At 41.7% G+C, this 23740-nt stretch carries 13 protein-coding genes; 6 read left to right on the plus strand and 7 right to left on the minus strand.

Features of this window, described 5'->3' with window-relative positions:
- Positions 1-8: 8 nt before the first annotated feature.
- Positions 9-893 carry a sensor histidine kinase gene (locus tag CLV48_RS10540; protein WP_106567246.1) on the minus strand — a complete coding sequence of 295 codons (885 nt, stop codon included), beginning with the start codon at positions 891-893 and terminating at the stop codon, positions 9-11.
- 506 nt (positions 894-1399) lie between these two features.
- On the opposite strand from CLV48_RS10540, the gene CLV48_RS10545 reads away from it, so the two are divergent.
- Positions 1400-2818 carry a hypothetical protein gene (locus CLV48_RS10545; RefSeq protein WP_106567247.1) on the plus strand — a complete coding sequence of 473 codons (1419 nt, stop codon included), beginning with the start codon at positions 1400-1402 and terminating at the stop codon, positions 2816-2818.
- Positions 2819-2837: 19 nt separating this feature from the next.
- Positions 2838-6272: a sensor histidine kinase gene (locus CLV48_RS10550; protein WP_106567248.1), complete on the plus strand. Its 3435-nt coding sequence runs from the start codon at positions 2838-2840 to the stop codon at positions 6270-6272.
- Positions 6273-6280: 8 nt separating this feature from the next.
- On the opposite strand, the gene CLV48_RS10555 is transcribed toward CLV48_RS10550, so the two are convergent.
- The 3 genes from CLV48_RS10555 to CLV48_RS10565 all read right to left on the minus strand — a co-directional run bounded on the left by CLV48_RS10555 (position 6281) and on the right by CLV48_RS10565 (position 14799).
- Positions 6281-8452 (minus strand): ATP-binding protein, encoded by a 2172-nt coding sequence (locus CLV48_RS10555; RefSeq protein ID WP_170069013.1) that lies wholly within the window; start codon positions 8450-8452, stop codon positions 6281-6283.
- Position 8453: 1 nt separating this feature from the next.
- Positions 8454-14315, minus strand: a complete 5862-nt coding sequence (locus CLV48_RS10560; RefSeq protein ID WP_106567250.1) for an ATP-binding protein — start codon at positions 14313-14315, stop codon at positions 8454-8456.
- Between the two features lie 106 nt (positions 14316-14421).
- Entirely contained in the window at positions 14422-14799 is a 378-nt protein-coding gene (locus CLV48_RS10565) for a response regulator (RefSeq protein ID WP_106567251.1), read from the minus strand.
- A 234-nt stretch (positions 14800-15033) separates the two neighbouring features.
- Between CLV48_RS10565 and CLV48_RS20740 the strand changes: the two genes are divergently transcribed.
- Positions 15034-15276 carry a response regulator gene (locus CLV48_RS20740; RefSeq protein WP_245889525.1) on the plus strand — a complete coding sequence of 81 codons (243 nt, stop codon included), beginning with the start codon at positions 15034-15036 and terminating at the stop codon, positions 15274-15276.
- Between the two features lie 20 nt (positions 15277-15296).
- On the opposite strand, the gene CLV48_RS10575 is transcribed toward CLV48_RS20740, so the two are convergent.
- Positions 15297-18122 (minus strand): ATP-binding protein, encoded by a 2826-nt coding sequence (locus tag CLV48_RS10575; protein WP_170069014.1) that lies wholly within the window; start codon positions 18120-18122, stop codon positions 15297-15299.
- 44 nt (positions 18123-18166) lie between these two features.
- Entirely contained in the window at positions 18167-19600 is a 1434-nt protein-coding gene (locus CLV48_RS10580) for a sensor histidine kinase (protein ID WP_106567253.1), read from the minus strand.
- Between CLV48_RS10580 and CLV48_RS20555 the strand changes: the two genes are divergently transcribed.
- From CLV48_RS20555 to CLV48_RS10595, 3 genes are read left to right on the plus strand one after another with little or no spacing between them, the layout of a single operon-like run.
- Entirely contained in the window at positions 19599-19742 is a 144-nt protein-coding gene (locus tag CLV48_RS20555) for a hypothetical protein (protein ID WP_170069015.1), read from the plus strand. The genes CLV48_RS10580 and CLV48_RS20555 overlap by 2 nt on opposite strands.
- Positions 19739-21808, plus strand: a complete 2070-nt coding sequence (locus CLV48_RS10590; protein WP_106567255.1) for a prolyl oligopeptidase family serine peptidase — start codon at positions 19739-19741, stop codon at positions 21806-21808. The genes CLV48_RS20555 and CLV48_RS10590 overlap by 4 nt, the downstream gene beginning before the upstream one ends.
- Positions 21805-22893 carry a serine hydrolase domain-containing protein gene (locus tag CLV48_RS10595; RefSeq protein WP_106567256.1) on the plus strand — a complete coding sequence of 363 codons (1089 nt, stop codon included), beginning with the start codon at positions 21805-21807 and terminating at the stop codon, positions 22891-22893. The genes CLV48_RS10590 and CLV48_RS10595 overlap by 4 nt, the downstream gene beginning before the upstream one ends.
- A gap of 9 nt (positions 22894-22902) precedes the next feature.
- Here the strand turns inward: CLV48_RS10595 and CLV48_RS10600 are convergent, their stop codons facing one another.
- Positions 22903-23670 (minus strand): SDR family NAD(P)-dependent oxidoreductase, encoded by a 768-nt coding sequence (locus tag CLV48_RS10600; protein WP_106567257.1) that lies wholly within the window; start codon positions 23668-23670, stop codon positions 22903-22905.
- Positions 23671-23740: the final 70 nt, after the last annotated feature.

Consider the following 23740-nt stretch of genomic DNA (forward strand, 5'->3'; position numbering starts at 1 on the left):
TTTTTAGTTTAAGACACAGGGATTTTAATAATAAACTTTGTAAAAAAGCCCTCTTTTGATTCAATATTTATGGTGCCTTGGTGTGCACTGACAATGTCTGAAGAAATACTCAGCCCTAAACCCGTACCCTGTGTCCCTTTTTTTGTAGTAAAAAATGGCTGGAGAATTTTGTCCTTAATATCTTCTGAGATTCCTTGTCCATTATCTTCAACCGCGATAATAACAATATTATCTTTTTTTCTGGTGCTTATTTTGAGAACTGGCTCCCGGTTGCCGCCCTGTGAAATATTATTATTTTCCCTCATGGCATCAAAGGCATTATTACAGAGATTTAATATGACCCTGCTGAAATCTTCCTGTTTTAAAGGTATAAGTCCGATGTCTTCCGAAAGATCAAACTCAATTTTAACATTGATGGGAGACTTGCTAGCTCTCATCCCATGAAAAGCAAGGTTCACATATTCTTTGATCAATTGGTTAATGTCGGTAGGCTCAAAAACACCATTATTACCACGGGACTGTAGTAGCATAGAGGTGACTATTCGGTTTACCCTTTGTCCATTTTGTTGGATTTTGTCCAAATTGTACTTAAGATCGTTGAGGATTGCTTCGATATCTTCTATGGCCTCAGTTTTTTCTAAACCCTTCAATATATCTTCAATTTCCTGTAAAAACTCAATGCTTAGTTCCGAAAAGTTATTGATGAAATTAAGCGGGTTTTTTATTTCATGGGCAATACCTGCTGATAACATACCTAGACTTGCCAGTTTTTCATTTTTGATTACCTGCTCCTTAAATAGCTGAACCTCCTTTTGGGATTGATCCAGCAATTCAGATTTATCCAATAAAAGCTGTTTGAGTTTTTCAATTTGCTCTTCCAAATCCTCTTTCATGAGCTTATAATTGTCTTAAGTAATCAGCCTCCATGTATGAATTAATTATTTAAATGCAGATCAAGAAAATTGATTTTCCTTGTATTATTTACCTCAAATACCTTTCTAATATACTAAAAAATCAATCAGCTATTGCTAGTGTATTTATTTTCAATACATTATGAATAGGTTTAGTTGGTTTTTAGGTTTTAATTGATTTCCCAATTCTACTCTTAACGAAAAGTTCTAATCTATAAGTAAATTAATTAAATCTCAAGTAAATCATCTAAAAATACTTAAGGATTTGGAAAAAACAATTATTGATTATCGCATAGTCTTGATTTACAGAATTTAATAATTTTTTGGTAATGACAAAAAAAAATGTAATTTGGCATAGAAATTCACTATACATACAAAAAAGTTAATTTTATTAACTTTAAAAAGCGTTTCAAAAACTCCTCCATTTAAGTTTTTGGGGGTTTGGATTAGATAATTAATGTTTTCAAATTTTTAAAAATTTATCAAAAATGAAGCAATCAATCAAATTCTTAATTCTGACTTTTGGAATATTGTTTTTATTCCAAAGCTGTGAGATGACATCTTTATTTGAAGAGGATAAATCTCAATCAATTTTAGAGAAGGAAGAAAAATTTCAACTCTCGCTATTAGGTAATGAAGCCTTTAGGTTGTCTTTTTTGGGATCAGATCTAGATTACCCGGACTACTTGATAGAAATGATTAATGGCTTTATCGAAGTGAATATTAACACTTACAGGGTAAGTCTTATCAGTAGGGAAGTCAATAATCCAGAATCAAACAATGTAACAACAACATTTACCTACCTTGTAACAGGTACAGGAGTTTCTCCAAGTTTAGATAACTTTGCATTGGAAATCCCAAATTGTGCGGGAACTCCGGTTTCTTGGACCCAAAGAAATGCTTCATCCATAAGTGCAGGTTTCTTAATTTGGAATAGCTCAGTACCTGCCAACAGCCAGCAAATATTTAGTGTTACTTACCCGGGAAGAGTCGGCCTTGGTCTGATCAATGCAAGAGTAACCAAGGGCAGTAATTCAATTACCCAAAGGGTTTTAGGGCCTTGTAAGGGTATTTATTCCATTAATGGTAGTATCTATATTGATTCTAATTCGGATGGTTCTAAACAATCTTCTGAATCAGGTCTTGGAGGATTTCCCATACAGTTGATCAATAATGACAAGCCTGATACCCCATTAGGTACCATCAGCACCAAAACAGACGGTTCATTTGAATTTTATGTTTTTGAAGGAAATTATTCCATAAAAGTAGTAGATGACCTTATCAACAGAAATTACAATCCCACAGGTGATACAAAGAGAAATATCGGATTAGTCAATTCAAATATTTCTAACCTTGATTTTGGTTACAAGATTGATTCACGAAAAATGATAAATGAGTTTGAATCAGGGGCTATCCTTTTGGACACAAGAGATGTAAAGTTCTGGACTGCTGAACTGAGAAATCCTGGCAGAAATAATTCAACTTATTCAAGAGCCCAAATGATTCAATTTCTAACTGAAATCGAAGGTTTGCTATTACCGGTACCATTCCAATTTGGTTCTGATAAATTAACTACGGCATTGGACATCATCACCAGGCCCATTAGATCAAATGTTGATGCTTTCTTACAGCAATTGCTTACAGCAGAACTGAACATTGTCAGTGGAAGGGGAGCCAAAAAATTGGACAGCAATGGAGTTAGGATTTCAGACAATGATTTCAATAATGCCTTACTGTTGTATGCCGAGCCGTTAGCATGTCAAGCATTGGGCGCTTGTTCTACTACTCCAACAACCAACAATGCCAGGGTATCTTCAATCATGTATTCTGCTTTCACTGATTTATCAGATGGAACATCCGTACTTTCCTCCTTTAATGGGACAGGAGGGATAAGGACAAGTAGATGATTTTTATTATTTTTGTTAAATGCGTAGTATATTTTTAACCAGCTGTGTTTATGTAATTCTTATTATTTCAAAAGCGGGGGCTCAAGAGCTCCCGCTTACTCATTTTACTACAGCCAATGAAACCAATCCATTGCCCTCTAATATGGCAACCCATGTCTATCAGGACAGAATGGGGTTTTTATGGATGAGCGTTTTTTCCTCGGGTCTAATTCGGTACGATGGAGCCAAAATGGATTTATATGCCCTAGAGGACGGCTTGCCTGACCTGGGAATCTGGCAGATAATGGAAGATGATACAGGACATTTATGGGCATCTAGCAATGGTGGGATGGTTGTTTCTGAAAAACCTCTTTCTGCATACAGGGAAGGAAAACGCATAAAGTTCACCACTGTTTTTGATGGAATTAAACTCCATAATGAAGCATTGACTATCAACCACCTCGCTGTGGATAAGGCAGGAAAAATCTGGGTGGCCACTATCAATGACGGGATTATTGGATACCATATCAACGGACTTGGCAAAATTTCGGTAGACACATTGACAACCAATTTTACAGGTAAAATAAATCTTGCCGTAAGCTCAATTTACCCGCTCAAAAATGGGGGCATTTTGGTTGGATTGGAGGGGGGCATTTTGGCAGAGTATTTTCAGGGAAAAGGCCACATTCGTTACCAATCATCATCAAGCAATTATGATCACCACTTGGTAGCAGTTTTTGAAGATCAGGAAGAGAAGATCTGGGCATTCAGACAAAATGGAGATTTATTAAAATTTGAAAATATAGGAGAGACGCCCATTCTGATTTCTCAGGAAGCCCAGACCAATATTTCTGGAATTTTTGAAATGGAGGAAGGGATTATTTGGACTTCCAATGCCGCCACCGGAATAACGAGGATTGATAGGAATACAGGCGAAAAACTGGGAACATACAGCAGGTCCAATGGATTATTGAGCGACAATATTTTCAATATTTATAAAGATAGGGAAGGAAATATCTGGATTGCCCAATCCGGTGGTGTTTCCAAATTGCGCTTCAATTTTAGGGCTTTTGAGAATTTCAGTGCACAATCTTTGTCCAACGAAAAGCCGGTCTTGCCTTCTTCTAAGGTAAATTCAATTTTGGTGTCTAGCAGAATTTCCTCACCTTGTAGGCTTTGGATAGGTACGGAAAGTGGATTGGCTTGTGTTCACAGTAATGGAAAATCTACAATATTTTTGGAAAAGGATGGGTTGATTGGTGATTGGGTCAATGGATTGGGTGAAGATGCCAAAGGCAGGATTTGGATAGGGACTACCCAAGGTTTGAGCGGGATTGTTTATGACCAAAATTTGATCCCTAAAGGAGCTTCTGATGTTAGAAGCATCAGGATCAACAATAAAGGTGCGTATTTATTTTCAATCCCCAATACCCCCCCCATCATAGCATTCGAAAAACTAATGTTGCCTGATCAGAAGGCTGGGAAAATTGAATCATTTTGGTTTCCTGGTTTCCGAGGAATGCTTGCAATATTGAATGGGGAAATATTCGAATTTGGCATAGAGTCCGGATTGCCTTCTTCATTGTATAAGTCCGTCGCCATTGATCCCCTTGGTTTTGTGTGGGTTGGAACGCTGGATAAAGGAATTTACAAAAGCAAAATTCCAATCACCTCTGGATTGATTGATGATCAAGCAATAAATAATAGTTCGCTTTTTGGTCAATTTTGGGCCCAGGAATCTGGGGGACTCACCAACCACATAGAAAAAATGGTATGGCATAAAGGAGTTTTGTGGCTAGGTACACAATTGGGACTGATTAAACTGGATCCAGATACAGGTAAACTACTTGCTTTATACAATACAGATTCAGGTCTTCCTGCGAATAACACCATAAGTTTCGCAGTATCTCAAAATGACGGGAATTTTTGGCTGGGTACCAATAAAGGTTTAACTGAATTTGACCCGGTAAGGGCAGAGGTGGTTAAGACTGTGTCAAAATTGGATGGTTTAATTGACAATGAAGTTTGGTTATACGGTTCTGTACAAACCGATGAAAATGGACAGGTTTATTTTGGGTCGGGAAATGGTCTTTCCATTTATCATCCATATTTTGATCAGATCAATGAAGTTCCCCCCTTGCTTGAGTTTACTTCAATAGATAAAGCTTCTGCTTTTGAAGGAAGGAATGAAATTACATTTGAATATGCAGCACTGAGCTTTGCTAATGTGGCAGGAGTAAAGTACAAGACTCGACTAATTGGCTATGAGGACAAATGGTCTGAACCATCTACTATCAGGAGATTAAGGTACACCAACCTCCCTGCATATTTTTGGGCAAAGGAATATATCCTTGAAGTGATGGCCATCAATGAAAGTGGTATAGAATCTACATCACCTATTCGTTATTCGTTTTATGTTCAACCTGTTTGGGCGTTGAGGTGGTGGGCATTTTTATTTTATTTATTTGTTTTTGGATTATTGACTTGGCTTATCCATGATTATCAAAGAAAGAAAGTAATCAAAAAAGAAAGGGATGCAGCCCGCTTAAGAGAAGCAGAGCTTCATGCACAAACTGCTACCGCAAGGTCAATGGCGGCAGAAGCTGAAGCAAAGGCTTTGCAAGCAGATGTAGAGAAAAAAGCCATAGAATTGGAGAAAATTCAAGTTTTGGAGACAGCTTATAATGAGCTAAAATCAGCGCAGAACCAACTTATCCAAGCTGAAAAAATGGCCTCTTTGGGTAGGTTAGCGACAGGTATTGCCCATGAAATTAAGAACCCGCTCAATTTCATCAATAATTTTGCCTCAGTGACTGTAGATCTTGTTGGTGAACTTGAAGTAGCCATTAATGCTCAGGATTTAGAGGAAATTGAATACCTTATTTCCTGTTTGAAAGAAAACTCTTCCAAAATTGAGAAACACGGAAAAAGGGCAGATGCTATTGTTCAATCCATGGCCCAACATGCTAAAGTCAGCAAGTCATCTTTTGATTTTGTGGACCTTAATTCACTTGTAGAAAATTACCTTGATTCTGCAATAAAAAATAAAAAATCCAAAACCCCTGAATTTGGGGTTGACTTTTCTTTAGATCTTCAACAAAACTTAGGGAAAGTTAAACTCTTTGGTCAAGAGTTTGGCCAAGCAGTACTTAATATCATCGGAAACGCATTAGATGCTGTTTGGTCTAAAAAGAAGGAGAGTGGTTCTGATTTTGAACCAAAGCTAAAAATCAGTACCAAACAGGTAGAGGATTTTGCGGAAATCCGAATAGCAGACAATGGCCTAGGAATCCCTGAAGACATTAGGGAGCGGATATTTGAACCATTTTTCACAACCAAGCCAACAGGAGAAGGAACTGGTCTTGGCCTCAGTTTGGCATATGATATTATAACCCAAAGCCACAATGGCTCCTTGACAGTAGAAACAGAGCCCGGGTCAGGGACAGTATTCATTATTAGAGTTCCAAACACTTAATATTCCTATTAGCCTTGCATTGGAAGGATTATTTTAAATGTAGTTCCTCTTCCAAATTGGGAAACTATATTTATCTCCCCCCCATGCGCCTTCACGATATCGTGTGTAATACTCAGTCCAAGGCCTGTGCCTTCTGTTCCCTTTTTGGTCGTGAAGAAAGGCTGCAGGATTTTGTCCTTGATTTCATCAGGGATTCCGGGGCCGTTGTCTTCTACGGAGATTTCTACCCCTAAATCCCCTGCCTCTCCGGCAGGAAGGCCTGTAGGGGACTTTACAGCCTTGTTACGGACGGTGAGCTTGGGATGGTAAGCTTCTAGACCTGCCAGGTCTAGTTTACTCCTCATCGCATCAAATGCATTATTACACAGATTGATAATCACCCTTGTAAAATCCTCTCTGACTAGGGGGACCTCCTTAATTTCTTTATCCAAATCCAATTCGATCTCCACATCTATCGGATTCTTCCCAGCCCGCATGCCGTGAAAACTCAGGTTGACGTATTCCTTGATCAGCGCATTGAGGTCGGCGGGTTCCTTTTTGCCTGATCCTCCTCTTGAATGCTGCAACATAGAGGTCACAATACCATTGGCACGGCTGCCGTGCTCGTGTATTCTCTTTAAATTGGCTTTTATATCCTCCAAAATCTCATCTTCAATTTCGTCTTCCTCAGTCCTTGGTCTTGTTTCTTGGCTCTTGATTCTTGTCTCTTTTACTTCATCTAATAGCTCCAAACTCACTTCAGAAAAGTTATTCACAAAATTCAGTGGGTTCTTGATCTCATGGGCAATGCCTGCGGTTAGTTGGCCGAGTGAGGCGAGCTTTTCTTGTTGGACAAGTTGGGCTTGGGTGGATTTGAGATTGTCAAGCGATTGACTTAACTCTGCGGTTCTTTGAGCCACTTGTTTTTCCAAGATTGTATTCTGATCAATTACAAGATCTTTCTTTTCCTTCTCTACTTGCAATCGTTCCCTAAATAGAAGAATGAATCGGTAGCCAACTGCAATGGTTACTATAACAAGTTGTCCTGTAATTGAAATATGGTTGTAATCGAAAGGAAGAGGGACCAATTGGGGAATAATAACGACCACTAAAGCCAGCCCAATAAATATTGAGAGCGGTTCTTTTAAGGAGAAGTAAATTATACCGGATAAAAGGAAGATGCCTCCATAAATTGCCATAAATACCGAAACTAAAGCGTTGTTTTCAAAATAAATTGATAAAGGAAGGAGAAAACCTGAGAAAAACAGAACTATTATGGTCCAGATCATAAACCTATCTAAGCTCCTGTGTTTCATTGGAAGATTGACAAAAACCCTGTAAAACTGGAGTGTGACCACCACATTTATAATGGCAGCCAAAATACCAAAATAGAGCCCATATTTAGGGTTTTCGGGATAGAGCAGCGGAGTCCATGGGTCGGAAGACCAACCGGTTAAAAATTGTATGTTGGCCGTGGTAAGGAAAACAAAAAACCAAAAGGAAGTCCTGTCCCTAAGGTAAAAAAACATGATCAAGGAAAGGATCCAGATGATAAGATAAGAGCCTAGGAGTATCAGATCACGCTTTTCCAACGTGTACTCCGGAAGCGCGATGGATGGATCATAGATCGTCAGCTTAGGGAAGAAATCCGTCAGAGCGTCATTTTTTTTGATATGGACCCAAAGAATCGTGCTGCTTCCTGAGGAGAGACTTAAGTTCAATAGGGACTGCGTGTGCCGACTATTGTAGTCCCTTTGAGAGGCGGGGACAAAAGACCCGGTAATCCCGGATTGGCCAAGCTGCCCATCCTGTATGGCATAGGATCTTATTTCCGAGAAGTTGTTTGTAAATCCAAAACCAGTGTAGGAGTTCTCCAGATGCATTAGCCAATTGTGGAGATCCACCTCACTGACAAATTCAACGGCGAACCAATATTTCTCAAAATGCTTAATAATTTTTTTATTCGGATCGACCTCTAATATCTGCCCGTCTTTGATATCCCCTTTCAGAATATCCTGAATGGATAAGGGACTTTCACCTTCTTTGATAACCCAGCCGGGTTGAGGCAATTCCTGTATGGATTTGTACGAGTCAATGGTGACAGAAACAGGAGCAGGAATCTGCCCGTCCTGTGCAATGGCTATTGTAAAACAAGTCATTGTTAGGATCAAAGAAAAAAGCAGAGGGCAGGTCTTTTTCATATCAGGAATTATTAGGAAGGTTAATTGTAAAAATTGATCCATTCGCGTCTGACTCGACAGATATACTTCCCCCATGCGCCTTCACGATATCGTGTGTAATACTCAGCCCAAGGCCCGTCCCTTCTGTTCCCTTTTTGGTAGTGAAGAAAGGCTGAAGAATTTTATCCTTGATTTCTTCAGGGATGCCAGGGCCATTGTCTTCTATGGAGATTTCTACCCCTAAATCCCCTGCCTGTCCGGCAGGCAGGCCTGAAGGGGACTTTACAGCCTTGTTACGGACGGTGAGTTTGGGATGGTAAGCTTCAAGACCTGCCAGGTCTAGTTTACTCCTCATCGCATCAAATGCATTATTACACAGATTGATAATGACCCTTGTAAAATCCTCCCTGACTAAGGAGACCTCCTTAATTTCTTTATCCAAATCCAATTCGATCTCCACATCAATCGGATTCTTTCCCGCACGCATGCCGTGAAAACTCAGGTTGACGTATTCCTTGATCAGCGCATTGAGGTCGGCGGGTTCCTTTTTGCCTGATCCTCCACGTGAATGCTGGAGCATGGAAGTCACAATGCCGTTAGCACGGGAACCGTGTTCGTGAATTCTCTGCAAATTGGCTTTAATATCCTCCAAAATCTCATCTTCAATTTCGTCTTCCTCAGTCCTTGGTCTTGTTTCTTGTCTCTTGATTCTTGTCTCTTTTACTTCATCTAATAACTCCAAACTCACTTCAGAAAAGTTATTCACAAAATTCAGTGGGTTCTTGATCTCATGGGCAATGCCTGCGGTGAGTTGGCCGAGTGAGGCGAGCTTTTCCTGTTGGACAAGTTGGGCTTGGGTGGCCTTTAATTCACTCATGGCAGATTCCACTTTGGCTTTGGCCAGTTCCAGTTTGTTGAAATCCTCATATCGGGCATAGGCCGTAGAGAAAGCTTCGGCAAGATTTTGCACCAGTTGGAGTTCCCCATCTATGAGTGGAGCATCATTTCCTACATACAACATACCTTGCAGGAAGGGAAGGAAATGCAGGTAAAGGTCTGTGGGGCGATTTTCGGTTACATATTTTTCGGTACTCGCCATAGCCCCTTGCTCGACCAGATTCCGGGTAAACTCTGCAAAGGCTGCCTCATCCATATGGTCCTTATAGGACTGCTTTTGCTGCCAATGTGACACAATTTGACTCGTCTGCTCGGTTGCCTGATAGGGCAAGTGGAAAGCAGCAATGGATTTTCCGTCTGGTGTAGAAAGAAATGCCTGCACTTCCTGCTTTGCTTGATCCATAATAAATACCCCACATCGGATAAAGGGTACACCGAGAATCTTTAATTCATTCCAAATAAGGGGTTGGATCCTTTCCAAGTCGCTTGTGGTACGCATGGAGGCGATTTCAGCACGCACCCGGTCAACCGATGCACGTTTGGTGGCTTCCAAAGCCTGCGCTTCAGCTTTTTGGAGGTCTAGGAAACGTTGGTACACGTTGCCAAACTCATTGGAAATACGCCGGGTAATCTCCCTTGCCTCATCTGATGGCGGACTGCTTGCGCTATAACCTAAGTAACCATATTTGCAGTATCCTTCAACAACATATTGACCAACTGGAAAGTCCTCTGGTTGGGGAAGTTCATTTTCTGGCGGGTTCCCCAACATCTCTTTAACATGGCTACTTATCTCGGGAATAATTTCACTTGGAAAATACATTACATCCACTTCCCGGGGCCGTCCCAACTTCAATTCCTGAATTTTGTCGTACCATACAGAGGATATATCCAGGTCTATTTGCCCACTGGAAAACAATCTCGCGCCCTTACTACCGGTCATCCGGTATGTCATGCGATTATTTTCTAAATCAAGTAGTGAAAGATGACAGAAAACCGGTTTTAAATCAAGAAGAGTAAATTGCTCAAACACAACGGTAAGGAAATCACTGAGCTCATCGCTGTGCTGCATGGCCATGGCCTTTGCCCTAATACGCTCGAGAGACAATTGGATTTGGGATTCCCTCGCTTGAGCTTCTGCTTTTTGAAGGTCTAAGAAACGCTGATACACGTTGCCGAATTCACTGGCAATACGGCGCGTGATTTCTTTTTCCTCCTCTGATGGCGGTCTACTTGCGCTATATCCTAGGTATCCATATTTGCAATTTCCCTCAGTGATATATTCACCATTTGGGTAGTCTTCTGGTAGCGGACGATCATTCTCTGGAATTTTATCCAATATTTCTTTGAAGATTTCGCCTATTTCAGGAAGTTTTTCAACGGGAACAAATAGCACGTCCACATCGGTAAAGCGTCCTGATTTCCAGGCCTCTACTTTTTGTTTCCATACCGGTGAGGCATCCAGATCTATTTCTTGGGTAGCTATTAAAGTAGCGCCATTTTTTCCAGTCAGCCTGAAAATACTTCGGTTATTTTCAAGGTCTAGAAATGCAAGATGACAGTTGACAGGGTTCAGGTTGAGCACGTCAAATTGTTCAAATACAACGGTAAGGAAATCACCAAGTTCATCGCTGTGCTGCATGGCCATGGCCTTGGCCCTGATGCGCTCGAGGGACAATTGGATTTGAGATTCCCTCGCTTGTGCTTCTGCTTTTTGAAGGTCGAGGAAGCGGATGTAGGCCTGCTCAAATACTTTTGCAAATCTTCTTAGCAGAGTGAGGTCGGATTCGGTAAAAGTGTGCCCCGACCAGCTGTCGATTCCTAATACTGAGTTTTTTTCAGCAGCAAAAGAAAATGTCCAATCAGGTAAATCAAATGGTTCAGGAAATTTAGACCTGTTGTAGCGTTGTACATACCTGAAATAGTCATTTTTTCCCTCCCCTGAGTAAACTCTGTTTAAAGACTGTCGATTATCTGTTGATTCCCATAAATCCCTGATAATTTCATTATCCAACATTTGTTCCTCAAAAGGCAGGTCAATAAAAATTGGATTGGGATAAAGTACAGATGCGAGCCAAAGATTGATATTCTTACTTTCTCTGTTAAAAACATACAATAAAGCACCATCCATCACGATACCAAGTCCCACAATCATTTCAAAAACACAGGCAACCACCTGTTCCAGTTCATCAGAATGGTGCATGGCTAAAGACTTGCTTCTTACCCTTTCCAGTGCCGCTTCGATCTGCGACTCGCGTGCCTGAGCTTCTGCTTTTTGAAGGTCTAAGAAACGCTGATACACATTGCCAAACTCAGTGGCGATACGACGCGTTATCTCCTTTTCCTCGTCCGAAGGAGCTCGGCTTGAGGTATAGCCTAAGTACCCATACTTACAATATCCATCAATGATATATTCACCATTCGGGTAGTCTTCCGGTAGAGGACGTTCCCCTTCCGGTAGTTTTTCCAATATTTCTTTAAAAATTACTGCTATCTCGGGAAGATTTTCGAAGGGAATATAGAGTACATCCACATCGTTGGGATGTCCTAATTTCCAGCCCTCTACCTTTTGTTTCCATACAGGCGAGGCATCCAGGTCTATTTCCTGTTTGGCAATTAAAGTTGCCCCATTTTTACCCGTCATCCTAAAAGTGCTTCGATTGTTTTCAATATCGAAAAGCGAGAGAATGCAGTTTACAGGGTTTAAATTAAGCACCTCAAATTGTTCAAAAACAACCGTTAGAAAATCGCTGAGTTCGTCACTATGCTGCATGGCCATTGCCTTTGCTCTGATGCGCTCAAGTGACAATTGAATCTGAGTCTCTCGTGCTTGGGCTTCCGCTTTTTGGAGATCGAGGAATCGGGTGTAGGTTTGTTCGAATACTTTACCTAGTCGCTTAAAAATATCATGGGCTTCCGGAACCGGTTCATAGGTGATAAACATCACGCTAACTTTGGCACCAAACACAAAATGTTCATACTGCTGAGAAGGGAGGAGCCCATCTTTTACCATGGTATCATACTCTTTCTCATCAATCCCGCTAACTGCTAGGTACAATTGTTTGATCTTTTCTCCCTCCACATACAGGACATCAAATTCTACCCCGCTTTTCCTGGCATTACTGAGTTCCTTTAATGCCTCAGCCTTTTCTGTGTGGACGGTATTAGGCCCATAAATCTCTCCATTAAGACTTAAATAGTCCACGTAGGAGTTATTGTCCTCGCTCCACACATTAAAGCCGGCGGTCCAAGTTTTAATTCCCAAGGCACTTACTTGATTGAATAAAAGCCCTGCCACATCAGTCAATTCATTGCTATGTTGCATCGCCATCGTTCGCGATCTGACTTTCTCCAATGCATTTTCAATCTGCGCTTCCCTGGCTTGGGTTTCGGCTTTTTGGAGATCGAGGAATCGGGTGTAGGTTTGTTCAAATTCTTTGGCAAAGCGTTTAAAAACGTCATGGGCTTCAGGTGCAGGTACCAAGGTTACGAACAATAAATACCCGTACTTGAAATAGGCCATGTGGTTAATCTGGTACTCGGGGGCCTTGGCTAAATGCTTATCAATCGCTTCATTTCCAGTATGATTCTGTGAGGCAAAATATTGGTAAAGTTCTTTAATTCGATCACCGCTAAACTCATCAACCAATAGCGATTCCCCTCGCTGTCCTGCTTCGTAGTACTCTTTGAAAATGTATTCTCTTGGGGTTTGGTAAGACGGTAAAGTGCCTTCTAGGTCGCTGAACCATTCGGTGGAATCATGCTCATTGTAAATATTAAAAGCGCATCCACGAGTGGGAATCCCCAGTTCCACCACCTGTTTGTTGAGTAGATACGAAACTTCGGACAACTCCTCACTTTTTTGCATCGCCATGGTGCGGGCACGGACCCGTTCCAAGGCCAATTGTATCTGTGCTTCCCTGGCTTGGGATTCAGCTTTTACCAGATCCAGATACCTTCGATAGGTTTGTTCGAAAAGTACACTGAACCGCTTGGTAATGTGAATTAATTCGGGTTGGAATTCAATGGGGCTGAAGGCATAGAAAAATCCATGCTCGAAAATGAAACAGTGTTGGATTTCCTTCTTGGGTAATTTTTCTATGGGAATCTGAATTTTATACTCAGGAGCATTATTGAGCATTTGGTAGTAATTCAGCAAATCTTCTCCTTCCAAGACATATTTATGGAAGGGAACCTGCGCTTTCCAGGCTTTTCGGGCACTTTTCAGCAAAGGGTGCGAGGCCATATCAATGTTGCCGATATGCAGGTTGAATTCCTCTCCGTTTTTGCGGGCTGTCCAAAGCTGATTGTTTTCGTTGTCATGGTTCAGGATACCGATACCAAAGCGGGTTCCTTCGTCCACTCCGAAGGCTGTAAGTTCAGAGAACATCTTGACCACACATTTCCCCACGTCCTCGCTGCTGTGCATGGCCATGGTCTGGGCCCTAACTCGTTCCAAAGCTGCTTCAATCTCCAATTCCCGATTCTTCTGCTCCAACTCGATGGTTCTCCGCTTGATGGCGTCGCGCAGTTCCAGGTTCTCTTTGCTGATTTTCTCGATCGCTATGGTTTCTCGGTCACTTACACGCATATCGGGAAGTGAACCGTGCTGCTGCACTACCTTCCAGCCTTCGTTTGTTTCTTTCAAGAGTGTAGACAACCGGAGTTTGGAATAAAAATTCCAGCCTACATCGGTCTTTACATAGATATCACAGCCTTCATTGACCAGCACCAATGGATCGAGCCAGACAGAATCTATTCGGCGATTTCTCATTTCCACTTTGCCTACCACTTCGGCCATTTGCGCCTTATAAAATGCAATCCCGTCGGCTTTGGAATGACAAATTTCCGATTCGGAAGTTCCGATCATTTCAAACCCGTCGTCAAGTGTAGATGAAAAAGCCTCGAGGTCTCCCTCAAGATAACTGCTCCAGTATTGCTTATAGGCTTTTAGTGCTTCAGACCTAAAATCTGTTTCGGGTTTCTTCATAGAGGCTTTTTGGGCTATATTTTGAGAATTTCAAACTTTAGCAGTCTTGCTTAATTTTGATTTTCCATTTTTGTTGCCTTGCTTGGTTTTGTTCTTCACTTGATTATCATCTTGACAGAATCTGATGTATTTCAGCCTTAATGGTGTCAAAATCGACCGGTTTGGTGAAAAACTCTTTTGCCCCTGAGTTCATGGCTTTATCATGATTTTCTTTGTCTCCGTACGCCGATATCATGCTTACTTGTATATCCGGGAATTCGGCCTTGACCTTATCCAGCAATTCCAGTCCGGTCATCCCGGGCATATTAATATCTGAGAAGATATACATCACTTCTGGCGGATAATGGTTTCTAAGGATTTCCAGTGCCTCATTTCCAGAAAAAGCAAATTCAAGTTCAAACATACCTTCGCGGACTTCTCTGCGTAGTTTTTGCCTGAACAAAATCTCGACATCTCTTTCGTCATCTACAATCAAAAATTTCATGTTCATAAGGGTCAAAGATTATTAGTTTAAATGATTTGGAATGACTGTTTTACTTCGGTTGGATTTAGCTCTAAATCCACGTATAATCTACTTATTTTCAGGCGATTTTAACGAGATAACTTGAAAAATTTTCAATTTCGGTTTACCCATCTACTCACAATTTGATAGGTGTCAAATTTGTCATCAAATTCAATTTAAGAGAATCGCCCCTTTTAAAAATTCACTGAGAACAAAGTGGTGATTTTCTTCCCCAAAAACATAGAAACCGCCAAAACCATCAGGAAGACTAGGGACATACCATTTGTTTACTTGACTGCAAATTCAGATGAGGCAACTTTTCAAAAAGCCAAAGAAACCCATCCATATGCTTTCATTTCCAAACCTTTCAACAAACTCAATCTGGAAATCAACAACAAAGTGATTCTGATTGGTAAATTATACAAGGAGGAACGGATTAAGAGTATTCGAAGGGTCTAAAATCCGTCTAACTATTGGGCTTAGACTGGTAAAACAAGGGTAAAAACTGTCCCCTCACCTTCCTTACTTGCCACCCTGATCTCCCCCCCATGCGCCTTCACGATATCATAACTCAGGCTCAGTCCCAATCCCGTTCCCTGACCTGTTGGTTTTGTGGTAAAGAAAGGCTGGAATATTTTGTCCTTGATGGCTTCGGGGATGCCGGGGCCGTTGTCTTTTATTGATATCTCGATTTTGTCGCCGAGGGATTTGGTGGAAACGGTGACTAGAGGTTTAAAACCCTCATTCCTCATTCTTAATTCTGCATTACTTAAGGCCTGAAAGGCATTATTGATTAGATTGAGCAATACCCTGCCCAAATCTTGAGGCACTACACTTACTTTGGGGAGATCGGTATCAAAGTCAGTTTCGAAATCTGCATTAAAAGATTTGTCTTTGGCTCGCATACCATGGTAACTCAGCCTCAAATACTCATCGGCTAAAGAATTAAGGTCTGTGGGAACTTTTTCCCCAGAGCTTTTTCGGCTATGGGCCAACATCCCTTTTACAATTGCATCCGCCCGCTTCCCATGATGCTGGATTTTCTCTAGGTTTTTCTTGATATCCTCTAATATCTCATCCTCCAATCCCTCACTATCCGCCCATGCTTTTTCTTGATTCTTGTCTCTTGTTTCTTGCTTCTCCCCCCTCGCTTCTCGTCTCTCGCTTCTCACTTCTTGTATCTCCTCCACCAGTTCTACACTCACTTCAGAAAAATTATTCACAAAATTCAGTGGATTTTGGATCTCATGGGCGATACCTGCGGTGAGTTCACCCAAACTTGCCATTTTTTCGGAATGAATCAGTTGGGCCTGGGTGTCCTGTAGCGTATCCAAAGCAGAATTTAACTTTTTGAAAGACTCAGCATTTTCCAAAGCAATGGCCGAGTAAAGGGCAATTGACCGTAACATATAGACATGGTAATCCGTGAAGGCGTTTTTATTGAAACTTTGGACTGTGATGACCCCAAATAGTTTCCCTTTCGAAACCAAAGGCAGATAAACCAGGGAAGCAGGATTTTTTCCCTCAATAGGAGTAGGTATTTTTTGAAGAAAATGGATGTAATCCTTTTCCAGGTCATTGACTATGATTTCTTTTCCGGAACTAAAGCATAATGCCGCCAAGCGATTGGGGTCATTCACTGCATTCGAATAAGCTGGGAGAGGTTGTCCGTTTTCGAAGGTTGAAGGAAAATCCAAAGTCTTTGTTGCATCATGGTAAATACCAATCCCAAAGATGGATGCATCCATCAGGCCATTTACATTATCGTATACCGTTTCGATGATCTTTTCAACAGAAAGGGATGAAGTGATTTTTCGTCCGATTTCACTTAAGAGTTCAACATTGTCATAGGATTTTTGAAGTATGTCTTTTTGGGTGGCCAGTTCTTTGGCTTTGGCATCAATTTCCTGTTTTTGCAATTGGAGCAAGCGGTTGGCCTTTTGTTTTTGGCGGATATTGCGAAGCAAAAGAAAGGCCGCAACAAGGATAAGTACCAAAACGACCAGGGAACTGTACAGGAAATTACGTTGAAGTTTTTTCTGCTCATTGAGCAATGCGATTTCATCTTCTTTTTTTTCCAGCTCAAAACTATGTTCAAGCAGCAAGGATTTGTTTCTTACCTTGTCATTGACCATACTGTCCCGGTAGCTGATGAACTTTTGGAAAAAGGAAAGAGCGTTCTTAAAATCATTTTTACGTGAATATACTTCAGCTAATACTTCCGAGTTATCACGTAAGTCTTCCATAATGCCCAAGTCCTGTCCCCAGCGATAACCCTCTTCTCCATAATATACCGCACTGTCTAGGTTACCTTCCTTCAGATGGGCCCGGGCCAAAATCCCGAAAATCCAACCATACATTGAATCCCTTTTTATTTTGTTAGTCATGGAAAGTGACTCGTAGGCTTTTTGGAAAGCTTTTGGGAGGCTGTCCATTCTGACATAAACATCTGCGAGGTTACTGATTGGTACCAAGCTGTCTGTCGCGCTTGGAGCGTAAATTAAAGCCTTTTCATAGGCCTCAATTGCTTCTAAGAGCTTATCTGAAAGCCTGTAATTCTCACCTAAACCATTATATAGCCCAGCCAATTGCCGGTTCCCAAAACCCAACTTCTGATGCAGCTCAATCAATTGCTGTTGGTATTCATTAGCTTTGTCATATTCCCCAATCATGATATACACATCTGCTAGATTTGACATGCCGAAGTACTTGAAATTTGTGTCGTTCAATTCCTCTGCGAGCGTCAATCCATTTACCGCATAATCCATGGCAGTAGCATAATCTCCTAATCCAAAGTAGGTACTGGCCAGGTCATTTTGAATCATTATTAGCAGTCGTGTATAATTGCGTTTTAGAGCAATTTCCTCTGCTTTTAAAATCCAGGGAATTCCCTCTCTATTGTCTTTGTTTCCATAAAATCCAGAAAGCCTCAGATACACCCATGCCTGTAAATATTCATCGTTGGTTTTCTTGGCGATGGTATCAGCCTGAAGGATAAAGCTTTCAACTAGGTCTAACCTGTTTTTAGGATAATACAACCTAGCTTGTGTAAGAAGTGCCAAGCCTTCTCCTCGAGGATAAGCCAGTTTTCGCGATAGTTCCAAGGCTTCATTTCCGTATCGTTCCAAGTCCTCGTTCGATAGCCTGGGTAAAGAAATACATATCTCGTTTAGGCGGTTGACACGGGCTGTATCCTGCTTGGTGTAGGCATCGAGTTGCTTTTTGAGTGCCTCGATTTCATAGGACTGGGCATGGCTTAAAATGGAGAAGAAAAGGGCCGCAATAAATAGGATCGGTTTCTTCATAAGCGTTTTAGGCTGAGGTTGGATGGTGTTCATTAAGAAAAGGGTTAACTGTCTTGAGGTAGTTCAATAGTGAATTCAGTCCCGAGCCCTTCTTGTGAACTCACCATAATATTTCCTCCATGCGCTTTCACAATATCATAGCTCAGGCTCAATCCCAATCCTGTCCCTTGCCCTGTAGGCTTGGTCGTGAAGAAAGGCTGGAAGATTTTGGCTTTTAAATGTTCCGGAATTCCATTTCCATTGTCCTTGACGGCAATTTCTATGTTATCCCCATTTTTCCTGGTAGAGACTGTCACGAGGGGATGATATCCATCTGCACCCAGTTTTGCTTTTTCCATCACAGCATAAAAGGCATTATTGATCAGGTTAAGAATTACCCTGCTGATTTCTTGGGGCATGACAGCTATTTTTGGGAGATTAGGTTGCAGGTCCAGCCGGAAATCGGCATTGAAACTTTTGTCTTTAGCTCTAAGTCCATGATAGGATAATTTCAAAAACTCATTGACAAGCTCATTGATGTCTGTGATTTCCTTTTCCCCTGTTCCTGAGCGGCTGTGCTGCAACATGCCTTTCACTATGGAATCGGCCCGCTTTCCATGGTGCTTAATCTTCTCCAGGTTTTTCTTTAAATCCTCTAATATCTCATCCTCCAACTCCTCACTTTCATCAGGATCCACCTCTTGTTTCTTGTCTCTTGCTTCTTGTTTCTTGTCTCTTGCTTCTTGTTTCTCCTTCCTTGCTTCTCGTCTCTCGCTTCTCGCTTCTAATATCTCATCCACTAGTTCTGCACTCACTTCCGAAAAATTATTCACAAAATTCAAGGGATTCTGTATCTCATGGGCTATGCCCGCGGTCAGCTCACCCAAAGAAGCCATCTTTTCCGCATGGATCAATTGGGATTGGGTGGCCTTCAGTTCTTTTAAAGCTTCTTCCAGCTCTTCTTTTTGTTTGCTGATCTCTGCGGTCCTTTCAGCAACTTGGATTTCAAGTTGGGCCTTTAAGGTTTCTGAAATCTTGAATTCTCTTTCAAGCGCTTCGGCCTTTTTTCGTTCAGCCTCTATCGCCTTTCGCTGTTTTCTGGCATTGTACCACATGGAGATGGCCCATACTATGGCAAGAAATTCCGCGATTTCGAAATAATTGCTCCTTTTGTCATAAAAATCTTTGGAAATCGTTTCAAAAAGTTCTCCAACAAAGGAAATGATGACCAGTGGCAAAATAGCATAGACCAGATTTCTGGCATTCTTTAAGTCAGGTTCTTTCAGAATAAAATAAAAAACAGCAGCTACCAGCCCAAAAGACAAAAATTTAGGAATCTCCGGACCAAAAATTCCACTTCCTTTGAGGAGAAATATCAATCCCGAGGCAACCAAACCCCAAGTGATCCAAGGTTTCCAATAAATGGGGATTTCACTTTTTGCCAGCCGCCTTCTTAAAATGATAAGCAAAATCAGGGCAATGAAATTTTCCAAAGTCATGGGCAAAGGAATTACGGTTCAAAATGGCAATAAAATAGAATATTCTAAAATACAAGAATTTCTCCAAATGTTAGGTTTTTGGTGTGCGGGAAAAAAAGATTTTGTTATCTTTTTGCAAGATTCAATCCCATTAAGCCTATGAAACGGAATTTGCTCTCCCTGGTCCTTATTTTCATTTTCTTCCAGACTATGGCTCAATCCATAGCAGATTTCCTGTCAGTCCCTTTTCCAAGTGCCTTCACCGTATCCAATGATGGGAAGCGACTGGCATGGGTTTTCAATGATAAAGGGGAGAGAAATATATTTTTAGCGGATTCTCCAGGTTATCAGACTGTTAAATTAACGGATTTTAAAGGGGATAATGGATTGGACATTTCTAACCTTATTTTTTCTCCAGATGGTCGTAACTTGGTGTTTGTAAGGGGTAATGCGAAAAACAGGCAGGGAGAACCTGCCAATCCTGCATTACTACAGGAAAATACCGAGCAACAGATTTACATCCTTGACTTAAGGACCAAAGAGGTTAAATTTCTTGCCAGAGGTAATTCTCCACTTTTTCATCCGGATGGTTCAAAGATGGTTTACCTTCAGGGAGGCAAAGTTTATTTGAGAAATATTCAGGGAACACCAAGTTCCACTGTTCCTTTGTTTACCAATAGAGGATCAGTTTCTCAATTGACCTGGTCTCCGGACGGGAAAAGATTAGCTTTCACAAGTGACAGGATTGACCATGCTTTTGTGGGGATTTATGATCTGGAACAGCAAAAACTGTCATATCCTGAGACGGGTATGGACCATGACGGTTATCCAAGCTGGAGCCCTGATGGAAAATACCTGGCCTATCTCAGGGTTCCCCACATTCACAATCTAATCCTCTTCAAATCCATAAAAACGGCTAACCCCTGGAGCATCAGAGTGCTTGACATGGACAGCATGGAAGCCAAAGAGGTTTTTAGAGCAGATGAAGGTATAGGTAGTGTAATGGTTGCCGATATACCTGCTCAAAATGAGCGCCTTTGGTGGACGGGGTCTCAGGAACTTGTTTTTCCCTGGGAGAAAAATGGATGGGTACAGCTTTATGCTGTACAAATTGGAAATGGGAAGGTACAAAGGCTTACACCCGGCTCTGGTATGGTTGAAAAGGTACAAACTTCTCTTCATGCCGATGAACTCCTGCTTACCACCAATACCCTCAAAATCTCAGGGAGACAGCTCATAAGACTGGATTTAAAGGACAAATCCACCAAATTGATAGCTGATCTTTCAAGCAACCATTGGTCTCCTCTAAGGACGGTGGACGGGATCGCCTACTTTTCTTCCTCCTTTCAAAAGCCTGCCTGGCCAATGATTTTAATGGAGGATGGAGAAAAAATGCTTGCTGAAAATTTATTTCCCAAGAATTTTCCTGGTCAATTGAGCAAGCCTGAGCTTATTGATATCCGGGCAAAAGATGGTTTTGTGAGTCATGCCTACCTTTATAAACCCAAGGATTATCAGGAAGGGAAGCAATATCCTGCAGTTATTTTCCTTCACGGAGGAAGCCGTAGACAGATGTTGGATGGCTTCAATTACAGTATTTATTACAGCAATGCAGATGCTATGCAGCAGTATTTTGCCTCACAGGGTTTTGTGGCCCTCACCTTGAATTATAGGAGCGGGATTGGGTATGGAATTCACTTCAGGGAAGCAGAGAATTATGGTGCCGGAGGTGCTTCAGAGGTAGCGGATGTCATGGCGGCAGCAGATTACCTAGTGGCAAGACCTGATGTAGATCCTTCCAAAATTATCCCTTGGGGAGGAAGCTATGGAGGGTACCTGACAGCTCATGCCCTTGCCCAGGCCCCCGGGAAATATCTGTTGGGGGTTGATATCCACGGAGTGCATGACTGGAACAATGTTATTCCCACATTCAATTCCTGGTACAAACCTGAAAAATATCCTGAAATAGCTGCATTGGCCTTTCAGTCCTCCCCTATGTTCCATGTCAAAAACTGGAAGGAACCGGTCCTCTTGATTTCTGGGGATGATGACAGAAATGTAGTCTTCAGTGAAAGTGTAGAGCTCCTCGAAGTATTAAGAAAGCAAGGAGTGGAAGTGGAACAATTGGTCTTCCCTGATGAGGTACACTCATTTTTGCTTCACAGGAATTGGATCCAAGCCTATGAGGCAGCCTTTGAATTTATCCAAAAACATATCCAAAAAAGATGAGGAAGTTATATGCCCTTGTTAGTATACTGTTGCTGTTTGGGACAAGTTTGGCTTATTCCCAGGAAGATCAGGCAATAAAAGCATTTTCGGATGCTGAAACAAAAGGATTTTCTGGTCTTCTTCTACTGGCCAGTAACGGTGAAATCATTTTTGAAAAGGCCACTGGCTTTCGCTCCTATGAAAACCAGATTCCATTATTACCTACGGATGTTTTTGAGATGGCCTCTGTTTCCAAACAATTTACAGCCATGATGATCATGATCTGCGCAGAGAAGGGCCTTTTGGACTATGATGATTTGTTGGAAAAATACCTTACGACTCCCTATCTGGGAATTACCATTAGGCAATTATTGACACATACCAATGGCCTGCCGGATTATCAGGCAGTCATGGATCAGCATTGGGACAAAAGCAAGGTAGCAGACAATGCCGCTATATTGGAATATTTACAGAAATACCGACCTCCCATGTTGGCCCAGCCGGGAGAAAAATACGAGTACAGCAATACAGGATATGTTTTTCTGGCCAGCATTGTGGAAAAGGTGACAGGCAGGGATTTCATTGAATTGTCCAGGGAATGGATCTTCAATCCTTTGGGTATGAAAGACACAGATATCCGTACGCTGGAGGAAAAAGCCGAAGTAGTCAATTTCGCTGCCGGGCATCTGCAGGATGAAAATGGGGTTTATGTCAATGCCAATAAATTCCATGCCTCCGATTATACAGTCTGGTTGGGAAATAGAAAGGGGCCGGGAAGGGTCAGTAGTACCGCAAGGGATTTGCTCCTCTGGGATCAGGCCTTGTACACTGATAAATTGGTCAGCAGGGAAACCTTATATACCGCATTTTCTCCCACAATACTGAATGATGGTTTGTGGAGCAATTACGGATTTGGATGGGAGGTGGATTTGAATTCCTCTTTCGGGAAAATCGTGTCCCATACTGGGGACAATCCAGGTTACCGGACCATCATCATCAGGCTCATTGAACAAAACAAAACCCTGATTATGCTCAACAACAATGCCCATGAGGCAAAAGACGAATTGATCAAAAAAGCATTGGATGCCTTAGGGAATTGGGAATAAATTTAGGTTTTACCCTTTGGCCATCACACCTCCATCAATTGTAAAGGTAGCACCTGTAATCCAGGAAGCATCCTCAGATGCTAAGAAAAGACAGAGTTTGGCCACATCCTCAGGCTGACCCAATCTTTGGAGCAGGGTGTTGTTTCCTGCATTTTCCACCGCCTTCGCAGGATCAGGAAAGGCCGCCGCAGAATCATGGATAAATGGAGTGTCCACTGGGCCTGGACAAATGGTATTGATGCGGATTGTAGGCCCATATTCTACAGCGGCTTGTTTGGCCAAGGCGAGCAAAGCAGCCTTAGAAGCGCAATAAGCCGGATGGTTGGGGAAAGTTTTGAAGGCTGCAATAGAGGAGTTGACCACCACGCTGGCAGTTTTTTGTTTCAGCAGTTCAGGGATTGCAAACTTTAAGAGGTAGAAGACAGCATCTACATTTACTGCAAAGGTTTCCTGCCAAAGCGAGGGCTCAAGTTCAGTAATGGATCCCAAGCCAAGCATTCCTGCATGGCTTTGCAGGCCATCCAGTTTTCCAAAATACTGTAGTGCAGTATGAACCAACTCTTGGTTGTGGGAAAAGTCACGGACATCTCCTTGAACAAAAACAGCTTTAGCCCCAAGGTCATTGATTTCCTGTTCGGTATCTTTTCCCCTTCTTGTGTTTCTACCACTGATAATCAATTGTGCACCCTCTTGGGCAAATAGCAAGGCTGTTGCCTTTCCCATTCCGCTAGTCCCGCCTGTGATGATAAAAGTTTTTTCCTGAAGTTTGTTTCCCATGACTATTCCCAAGTTTATTTAAGTTGAAAGGATGACATTGATAGGTCAATATTTGTGATTTTTGTCATGA

The sequence above is a fragment of the Cecembia rubra genome, assembly GCF_003014575.1.
Classification (GTDB): domain Bacteria; phylum Bacteroidota; class Bacteroidia; order Cytophagales; family Cyclobacteriaceae; genus Cecembia_A; species Cecembia_A rubra.

Excerpts from the sequence above, each read along its gene's own strand:
- CLV48_RS10555 (WP_170069013.1), bottom strand. The coding sequence starts at position 8,452 with ATGAAAAAGACCTGCCCTCTGCTTTTTTCTTTGATCCTAACAATGACT.
- CLV48_RS10600 (WP_106567257.1), bottom strand. The coding sequence starts at position 23,670 with ATGGGAAACAAACTTCAGGAAAAAACTTTTATCATCACAGGCGGGACT.
- CLV48_RS10580 (WP_106567253.1), bottom strand. The coding sequence starts at position 19,600 with ATGACTTTGGAAAATTTCATTGCCCTGATTTTGCTTATCATTTTAAGA.
- CLV48_RS10540 (WP_106567246.1), bottom strand. The coding sequence starts at position 893 with ATGAAAGAGGATTTGGAAGAGCAAATTGAAAAACTCAAACAGCTTTTA.
- CLV48_RS10545 (WP_106567247.1), top strand. The coding sequence starts at position 1,400 with ATGAAGCAATCAATCAAATTCTTAATTCTGACTTTTGGAATATTGTTT.
- CLV48_RS10575 (WP_170069014.1), bottom strand. The coding sequence starts at position 18,122 with ATGAAGAAACCGATCCTATTTATTGCGGCCCTTTTCTTCTCCATTTTA.
- CLV48_RS10590 (WP_106567255.1), top strand. The coding sequence starts at position 19,739 with ATGAAACGGAATTTGCTCTCCCTGGTCCTTATTTTCATTTTCTTCCAG.
- CLV48_RS10560 (WP_106567250.1), bottom strand. The coding sequence starts at position 14,315 with ATGAAGAAACCCGAAACAGATTTTAGGTCTGAAGCACTAAAAGCCTAT.
- CLV48_RS10595 (WP_106567256.1), top strand. The coding sequence starts at position 21,805 with ATGAGGAAGTTATATGCCCTTGTTAGTATACTGTTGCTGTTTGGGACA.
- CLV48_RS10550 (WP_106567248.1), top strand. The coding sequence starts at position 2,838 with ATGCGTAGTATATTTTTAACCAGCTGTGTTTATGTAATTCTTATTATT.
- CLV48_RS10565 (WP_106567251.1), bottom strand. The coding sequence starts at position 14,799 with ATGAAATTTTTGATTGTAGATGACGAAAGAGATGTCGAGATTTTGTTC.
- CLV48_RS20555 (WP_170069015.1), top strand. The coding sequence starts at position 19,599 with ATGGGCAAAGGAATTACGGTTCAAAATGGCAATAAAATAGAATATTCT.